Below are 5,031 nucleotides of genomic sequence, written 5' to 3' on the forward strand. Positions count from 1 at the left end.
TCCAGGTTTTTAGAGATCAAGTTTTTCGATCACCCCTTGTCCTTTGCTGATCAGGTGCATCTAATCTTTGTAAATAAAGAAGGGAAGTGTGGGAAGTGTGGAGCCCGGGCGGGGGAAATGTGGCAATTTTTGCGCGAATTTTTTCCTAATTGTAAAAGCGATGCAGAGGTGCGACCCGTGGCGAATTTAATTACGGGTCAAACGCACCATTATGGTCTTGGGGAGGCAGCGCGGTCTTGGAGAGGCAGCCCCGACCTGCGGGGTTTTCCCCTAGGATCCACTGCCGTTCCACGGGACAAACAGCGGTGCGGACGCAGGTTCCGCACACAGATCCATTGGCCATAAGCGACTGCAGTGGTTCTTCTCACTCACGCTTTGCATCAAGAAAGGATCAAGTTTTACCAAAGGATAAAGGTAAAGGGAAATTTTTCTCGTTCATTCCAGGTTACTGTCATTCTAAATCTTGACTATTGGTCAGAACAATAACTGAAAAAAAACCCTTCCTAGTAAGTTATTCCAGCCTCACAGGTGTAGGAATTTAAAATAATATAAATTGGTGAACAATTTATATTATTTTTTAACTTAAGTATAACTTATAGATAACTAAAAAAACAATTGCAAACTATGGATTTTTTTTAAATTAATTTAAGCATTATAAAATTGCATAAATGAGTAAATACTACCAATCCATGTTTTTTTTAACGAATCAACCATTGAATAAATTATCAAAAGCAAACCCTAAGAGCATTTATTCGTTGTAGACTACAAATAATTTTAGCGAATCCATTTTTCATCAATTACCATAAAGAAAATAAGAGCTATAATAAACTTAGAGGTACAAAATGAATACTTGGGTAAAGTCAGAAGCTGCGTACCTAGAAAATCATCGCCCTTGGTACGAGGGACCTCATGGCACTTGCAATCTCCTCAAACCGACTCTAATCCACATGGGAGAGGATAAGCCACTTCATTTGATGTTCCCTGTTCATTGGACTGAAGCTATAGATGCCTTACCTCAAGCTAAAACAATGGCACGGCAACTCGATGGGTTCTTAGTACTACTGCTTTATGGACAGGCATCTGACCAAGAAATTCAATCCTTGGTACTCGAATTAGCAGAAGCCCAAGTTCTCCCCCTGTGGCTAGGTTGGCAAAATAGGAAAAGGTTCGACCGCATTGTAGCGATGCTTTCTACGGATTCTGAACTGAATTGATGTCAGTGCATATGATGTAACTGCATGAGTTTGGGTGCATTCAAGGCATTTAGCAGCGATCTTGACGGTAGACCTATGGGCAAAAGTATTTTTCTGATCGTGTTTACCTCAATCTAGACAGACTCCAGCTGAGGTGATTAGGGCTTTTATTAAAACATTACGTGGTAAGATTCCGGTTTGACTGGTAAGAAAAGATAATGACTAACCCTTGATATGACTTAACTATCAATATCTAAGAATTAGCCATTACCAAGTTTTTTTGGTAACTATCTGCAGACCGACTATTCGAGTGAGGTTTTCGGTGACTTTCTTTCCATAGCCTTTTTTACAGCGACCATCTGAGACATAAGATGCTGAACTTTAGTGTAGAGTTGGTCAAACTCATCACCATTAAGGGGAGTTGGTTTCATCTGTGGCTCCTGAGCAGCATTGGCTGGAGCATAGGCTAGAAATGATTGAACCGATGCAAACCTAGCCGTAGCTGCTCGCACGTCCAAGTCAGGTTTAGTGGGGGATTGAGTGGATGCTTCATGATCGACTGGTTGAGTGGTAATTATTACGGGTTCACTTACCGACCCAGTTTCGGCAATCGGATGGTAGTTTTTGGGCAAGGATTCAGAAGTGACTTGCTCAAGATTGGTAATGGGCTGGTAGTTGTCGTTCAAAGATAGTGAAGTGTCTTTCTCTGAGGTAAAGTCCCTGAGTCCAGAAGCATCTAATCTAGAGTCTGAGAGCTGAAGTGTCTCTAACAATTCCTCCTTTTTCTTGAGATTTTCCTCAAGACCCGATAACTGTGCCTCTATATCAGACCGGTTGCGGTCAGCGGAGCGCCATCCGGTCATGGCCACTGTAGCAGTTCCTAGAGTCAGACTTAGTAGCGCTGCTAAGCCCAAGTAAGGTGTAGCTACGTCTATTAGTTTACCGTCAAACACTGGCTCCTGTTGCACTTCAATATTTAAAGGTCTAGAGCCAAACCAAGCTAGTGGTATGGTTAGGACTGCAAACAGTGCAGCTGAAAATACGATCGGTTTCAGGACAAATTGTTTAATCGGAGATGTCATAATCAGTAGTTTCCTTGGATAGTTGCCGCATCAGCCATTTAATCTGAGCCGCGTAAGACTTTGCCAAGTTTTCATGAAGTTGTGAAGTTTTTAGTCTTTCGCTAACTTCTTATTGGTGGTCAGCGGCAGAAGTAGTTTTTTGTAGCTGCACCCTTTAATACTTTGGCTTTTCTTTAAATTAATCTGTAGTTATCCCATGTTTGATAAAAGTTTTATGAAACCCTTCACTAAGTTTATGAATTTTATATGAATAACTAGTGAAGGTATATTTGTAGGAATAAGTAGTAAAGGTATATTTGTAGGAATAAGTAGTGAAGGTATATATCCCTAATCATAGCCATGAGGTACACATCTTCGGATTTTAGGGAACAGGGAACAGGAAATAGAGAATATTTAATAGGGATGCGGTGCATCAAGATAGGGAATTAAAGTAAAAAAATGCACCTCATAAGTGCGATAAACGCTAGATTTGTAGGAATAAGTAGTGAAGGTATATTTCTAGGAATAAGTACTGAAGGTATATAAACTCCTTCTAGATTGAAACTTGCAGTTCCTTGTGATCACCTGAGAACTTTACAATTCATGAGAACTTTACAATTCAAAGTTTATTTAGGTCAGAATACTCCCTCAAAAACCAAGGGGAAGGTGGATGTGGGGAAAAATAAAAAGGGTTATGGAGCTAAAACCCATGTTCAATAAGGGTTTGACTGTATGCCCCCCAAAAATTTGTTGAGTTTTTTAAATACCTACCCTGGCTTAGTCTTTGGAATCTGTTAGGTGCGCGCCTCCAAGGCCGCGAGCAATCCCTCGCGGCCTTGGGTCGCACCTCAAAATACTTTGTGAAGGTTGTGTGCCCCCCATAAATTCCTTAGGTGCGCGACTCTACCCTTTACCCATCAAGCATTACAAGATTTTTAATCAGGGGAATTGTATGGTTTAGGTTTTGAGAAGATACACTGACATTAGCGCTAGTTTTGGGTATTGATATTAAGGGATTGTCTATGGTCACCTAGCCATTGCCCTATATATAGTTGCTTAATTTAGTTTTTCGAGTTAGTTAAGGTGCGGGCCTCCAAGGCCGCGAGCAATCCCTCGCGGCCTTGGGTCGCACCTCAGGGTGAAGGAAGCTCAATCTCAAGTTCCTAGGTGCGCTTTCCGCATCTAATTATTAAATTTGCCACGGCTCGCAGCTGTTGTAACCAACTCTACTTCTTCTCTTGTAGAAACCGATGTCTAGATTTTTCCGGCACATATCCCGAGTTGCCCGCATCCTATCAACTATCCTGCTGACAATCATTAGCCATTTCGGGCAGTTTCGACGGCGCAAGCCTGGGCATAGTAGGCTTCCTAAGTACCGGCGAAGCAAATTTAGACTCCCTTGGCGAATCATTGTTCTTGGCTTAGGGTTAGTCTTTTTATCCCTGATGGAATTAACCTTGCCTTCTCAGCATCCTGTTGATGCAGCCAATACCGCAAGAACCATGCAGCTACCTCTTTATACTCAAGGATCACAACTACTTGATTCCTTAGGTCGCCCGATATTACTCAGAGGGGTGAACTGGTTTGGGATTGAGACAGACTTGCATGCTCCTCATGGGTTGTGGAAACGAGACTACAAGGATATGTTGGCGCAGATCAAAAGCTTGGGCTACAACATGATTCGGCTGCCCTTTTCTATCCAATCGCTCAGGGCTTCAGAGGTCAGTGGGATTGATTTCAACATCGGTAACAATCGCGAACTTTACGGTAAATCGCCCTTGGAGGTGATGGATGCCATTATCAAGGAAGCCCAGCAGCAAGGGATATTAATTTTGTTGGACTGTCACCAACTCAATGACCAAGTTATTCCTCCATTATGGTATGGGGATGGGTTTACGGAAACTGATTGGATAGAAACCTGGAAAATGCTGGCAAATCGTTACCGTAATCAGCCTAATGTGATTGGCGCAGACCTGAAAAATGAACCCCATGGTCCAGCCAGCTGGGGAACAAACGATCTCGCTACTGACTGGCGACTGGCAGCACAGAGGGCTGGTAATGCCATTCTTGCGGTCAACCCCAAATGGCTGATAGTTGTTGAAGGTGTAGAAAAGAATGTTCCAGGTCAACGACTAGCGACCCATTGGCATGGGGGTAATCTGGAAGGGGTTAGGGAATATCCAGTACGTTTGTCTAATCCTAATAAGCTGGTCTATTCCCCCCATGAATATGGCCCTGGAGTTTTCAATCACCCTTGGTTTTCAGAACCGAGTTTCCCTAACAATTTGGAATACCGGTGGGAAATTGCTTGGAACTATATCGCTAGAGAAGGCATTGCGCCGATTTTGATCGGAGAATTCGGTGGTAAGGAGGTAGACCCTAACTCAACAGAGGGACTGTGGAAGCGGCGGCTGGTAGATTACATTAATCGAAACAATCTAAGTTTTGCCTACTGGAGTTGGAATCCCAATAGTCGTGATACTGGCGGAATCCTGCAAGATGATTGGCAGAGTGTTGAGGCTCCTAAGCAACAACTGCTTCAGGGACTGCTAATTGCCAACAATTTCGCCCCGAATGTGGGAGTTGCTCCGATTATCCCCTCAATTTCGATACCGCGACCAAGTTTCCCACCAGGCAAAACTAAACCAATGCCCACGCCATTGCCGAATTCCCAACCCAACTCAATCGGGCAAATGCCTACAGCAATACCAAGTGGGCAGCCATCCAGGAGCGTCGCACCACTACCTCCACCCCTATCTAATTCCACACCCAGGAGC

General features: G+C 43.4%; 4 protein-coding genes. 3 read left to right on the forward strand and 1 reads right to left on the reverse strand.

Going from position 1 to position 5,031, the window contains the following annotated elements; genetic code table 11:
- A partial coding sequence (locus F6K52_RS32215) for a hypothetical protein (RefSeq protein ID WP_293088503.1) occupies positions 1-345 on the forward strand: 345 nt, incomplete at its 5' end.
- A gap of 497 nt (positions 346-842) precedes the next feature.
- Positions 843-1,214, forward strand: a complete 372-nt coding sequence (locus F6K52_RS32220; protein ID WP_293088505.1) for a hypothetical protein — start codon at positions 843-845, stop codon at positions 1,212-1,214.
- 281 nt (positions 1,215-1,495) lie between these two features.
- On the opposite strand, the gene F6K52_RS32225 is transcribed toward F6K52_RS32220, so the two are convergent.
- Positions 1,496-2,275 (reverse strand): hypothetical protein, encoded by a 780-nt coding sequence (locus tag F6K52_RS32225; RefSeq protein ID WP_293088507.1) that lies wholly within the window; start codon positions 2,273-2,275, stop codon positions 1,496-1,498.
- 1,229 nt (positions 2,276-3,504) lie between these two features.
- Between F6K52_RS32225 and F6K52_RS32230 the strand changes: the two genes are divergently transcribed.
- A partial coding sequence (locus tag F6K52_RS32230) for a cellulase family glycosylhydrolase (protein ID WP_293088509.1) occupies positions 3,505-5,031 on the forward strand: 1,527 nt, incomplete at its 3' end.

Origin of the sequence: Moorena sp. SIO3H5, from assembly GCF_010692395.1 — a bacterium.
GTDB lineage: Bacteria > Cyanobacteriota > Cyanobacteriia > Cyanobacteriales > Coleofasciculaceae > Moorena.

Excerpts from the sequence above, each read along its gene's own strand:
- F6K52_RS32220 (WP_293088505.1), top strand. The coding sequence starts at position 843 with ATGAATACTTGGGTAAAGTCAGAAGCTGCGTACCTAGAAAATCATCGC.
- F6K52_RS32225 (WP_293088507.1), bottom strand. The coding sequence starts at position 2,275 with ATGACATCTCCGATTAAACAATTTGTCCTGAAACCGATCGTATTTTCA.